Raw genomic sequence first — 2,990 nt, forward strand, 5'->3', positions numbered from 1 at the left:
AAATCCTGGCGATAAGGGTGATCGCGTCCGCTTAAAAATAGGCGGACACCATCGCCCTTAATTCCGGATTTCTGAAGGTGTGTTCGCTGGCCGCTTACGGAGCTTCGAACAGCAGCGCTATCGGGCTATCGGACTGAATCGTGTGATCGCAGCCATGGAGCTGTGCAGTACAGGGGGGCAATGAAACAGAAAGTGCACTAAGCCGAGTGCATGCGCGTAAACCCCGCCAAAATCATCGATGTTCAGTCGCATTTAATCCTGGTCGGCCGCTCTCGATTGCAGGTCGAAGTGGGTGGATGCAGGTTCGTTTGCCGTCAATGCTGGTTCGCGGTGCCGGATAGACGCAATCAATCCCGGTCGAAAAAAGCGATGACTGCAGGTCGGGGTCATTTCGATTGCAGGTCGTTACGCCTATGCATGAACGAAGCTCTGCGCGAAGGTCGCGATTTTTTGGGTAGCCTGATAGTCGACCATCTGTAGACCGCTTTCCTTGATGCTGTCCTTAGCTATCTGCACCGCTTTGCGATGGCGAGGCGAATCACTCTCTGCCGGGGCGGCAACAGGAATTAGCACGTTTTTCAGCTCAATAACGCCCTCCCGCTCGGCGCGCACGAACTTCATCAGCCACTGATCGCAGTGGTCAAGGATTGCGCTTGGTTCGGCCTGGTCAAAAGCTAAAGGCTTGATAGCGGCCACGACCTCGTTGCGGTGAACCAAAGGCAGATGCAGCTTGATCAATTCACCAGTAAGTGTCTCATCGCGGAAACTACGAATGGAGGCATCAGTGAAAAGCGCTCGGATTTCACGAACCATGACTTCCTCGCGACGATCACGTGCCATGCCTTGGCGGTCGATATAGCGGCCAAACAACTCCTCAAGGGTCGCGTCAAAATTTTCCACGAGGATAGAGCGCATGGGGCTGAAGCGAATCAGCGACTCCTTGGGCTCGGTCAGGAAGCGGAAGTGATTAACGATTTGGTTCTCTTGTGCTGCTGCCATCATCGTTCGTACAGCATCCAGCTCGTTCTGGGCTATTTCCATGGCCTTGGCGAACAGGTTGTTGCACTCGAAGAAGTGATTGACACGCTTTAGGTTTTTACGGGCGAGCCTGTACTCCATGCGCCCAATAGCTGGGGCCGAGAGAACGATGCCGACATTGGCAAACTCTTCGGTTTCGGCAAAAGGCGCGAAGCGCACGATGCTGTAAAGACAGGCATATTTCACTGCAGGACGCTCCAGAAATTGTTCAAATTGCAGCGCATCAGGTTACTTTCAATTTTTTTGAGCAGAATGTCGAGTCTCTGTTTACCGATAGATTCACACCATTCATCGGGTATGTCTGAGCATAGGTCACGAAAGCGTTTGGCAGTGTCGTACATCCGCTGGCTGTATTCAACTTTGTCGACCATATCTAGGTGCCATGCCCGATTGCTTGGGCCAAACACATGGCTTCCGGCGAACTCCTCTGCTTCCTGAGGCCAATGGAACGCTTGGTTATGGTCGATCAGATGCAACTGATTATCTGCACTGCACATCAGCAAATTGGGGCGACCGCCCAGTGGCCCTAGCTGACGATCACCGTTACCAACCCAGTAATCAAAGGTGAAAACGGCTTTTTGCAGGTCGACAGGAACCTGCAGCACTTGCGAATACAGCAGGTCGGTAGCGTCCGCGATATAGGCCAGGGCGAAGCTGTCACCCGGCCCCAGGTCGCTGCGTGCTTCTGGATTGTAGCGCAGCAGTGCTGGATCAATGTAGATATAGCCGTGCTCGGGGATTGGCAAGCCGAAGTCAGCGGCCAGGCGTGCGCATAGCAGTTCGGCAATACGTTCTGCGAGCGGTAGTTCCAAGCCCTTAGCCACATAGTGTTTGCCGTTGCTGGCTCGGCATAGGAAGGGACGTGTCATACCTCCCTCCAGTCGCCTGATGATCTCCTCCGCTTCTATGTAGTTACCCTTCGCCATTGACGGCTTCCTTATGTATGGGGTCTGGGGAGCAATGGAACAAGGAAGTCAGTTAAGCGCAATTTCCTGATGGTCAGTGCATCGTTGGGGAGTTGGATCCGCAGCAATGCTTGAATTTGCGTCCACTGCTGCATGGACAGGGGGCGTTGCGTCCAATTTTCGGTCCTTCTCTGCGTAGTGGTACATCGGGTGGTGTCAGTGCCAGCGACCATCGATGAGGCTCGAAGAAGCGATAGATGATCGTCAGACTGGCGATCATCATCTCAATCACGTCTTCACGCTCTTCATTAGTAACCGACGGTGGTCGCAGCGCTGGATCGGGGTCATTCTCATAGGCCAAGAGCATGATGGGGAGCATCGGCCCGCTATGTTCGTCGCTGTCGATCAGGTCACGCCAACTTCCAGGTCGGGCCTGAACTCCGCGCATAAAGCCCAGAGCCCAATCGTTGCCGTAAGTAATGCCATCGTCATCCTCCAACAGCACTGGCAAATACACGTCAGGCTCCTCCAGCGTGTGAAGCAATACCGATGCAATCGTATTCCAGTGGCGCATGATGAGCCCCATCATGTCGGTAGCCTGAGCGTTGCTTTCAAAACTGAAATTCTCGCCCAAGATTTGTGGCAGGTACTCGCTGGGAGGCACCATCTCCGGACCACAGATCAGTGCCGCAAAATAGCCGTCAAGCATTTCAATGTTCATGGCCGGTGAGCCAATGGCATCAAGAAAACCAGTCAGCCTATCGAGTTCGGCCTCGGTCAGTGCTTGTTGAAAAGGTGGATGGCTCATGGGTGTTTGTTCCAATAGGGGCCGCCTCAGAAAAAGGATTTTAAAGTACGTTAAGCTGAACTGATTTCAGTCGTTGTAGTGGCCGGAATCTTGGCGACGGCAGCTAGGGGTACTCTTGGCGGGCGTGCAGGACGTCCAAAATGCTGATGCGCTCTGTACCGACGCGGTAGACAACCAGGTAGTTGGGATGCACAACCGCTTCGCGCGTTCCTGGAACACGGCCGGGACGGTGGATGTAA

General features: G+C 53.8%; 4 protein-coding genes. All 4 read right to left on the bottom strand.

Going from position 1 to position 2,990, the window contains the following annotated elements:
* Window positions 1-411: 411 nt before the first annotated feature.
* Complete coding sequence (locus KDX37_RS28895; protein ID WP_054069846.1) at window positions 412-1,224, bottom strand: DUF3037 domain-containing protein; 813 nt, start codon at window positions 1,222-1,224, stop codon at window positions 412-414.
* Entirely contained in the window at window positions 1,221-1,964 is a 744-nt protein-coding gene (locus KDX37_RS28900) for a HipA family kinase (RefSeq protein ID WP_231656591.1), read from the bottom strand. The genes KDX37_RS28895 and KDX37_RS28900 overlap by 4 nt, the downstream gene beginning before the upstream one ends.
* Window positions 1,965-2,037: 73 nt before the next feature.
* A complete protein-coding gene (locus KDX37_RS28905) occupies window positions 2,038-2,751 on the bottom strand; it encodes a YecA/YgfB family protein (RefSeq protein ID WP_231656592.1) in 714 nt (237 codons plus the stop codon).
* Between the two features lie 103 nt (window positions 2,752-2,854).
* A partial coding sequence (locus tag KDX37_RS28910; protein ID WP_231656593.1) for a type II toxin-antitoxin system RelE/ParE family toxin occupies window positions 2,855-2,990 on the bottom strand: 136 nt, incomplete at its 5' end.

The sequence above is a fragment of the Pseudomonas californiensis genome (assembly GCF_021147775.1).
GTDB lineage: Bacteria > Pseudomonadota > Gammaproteobacteria > Pseudomonadales > Pseudomonadaceae > Aquipseudomonas > Aquipseudomonas californiensis.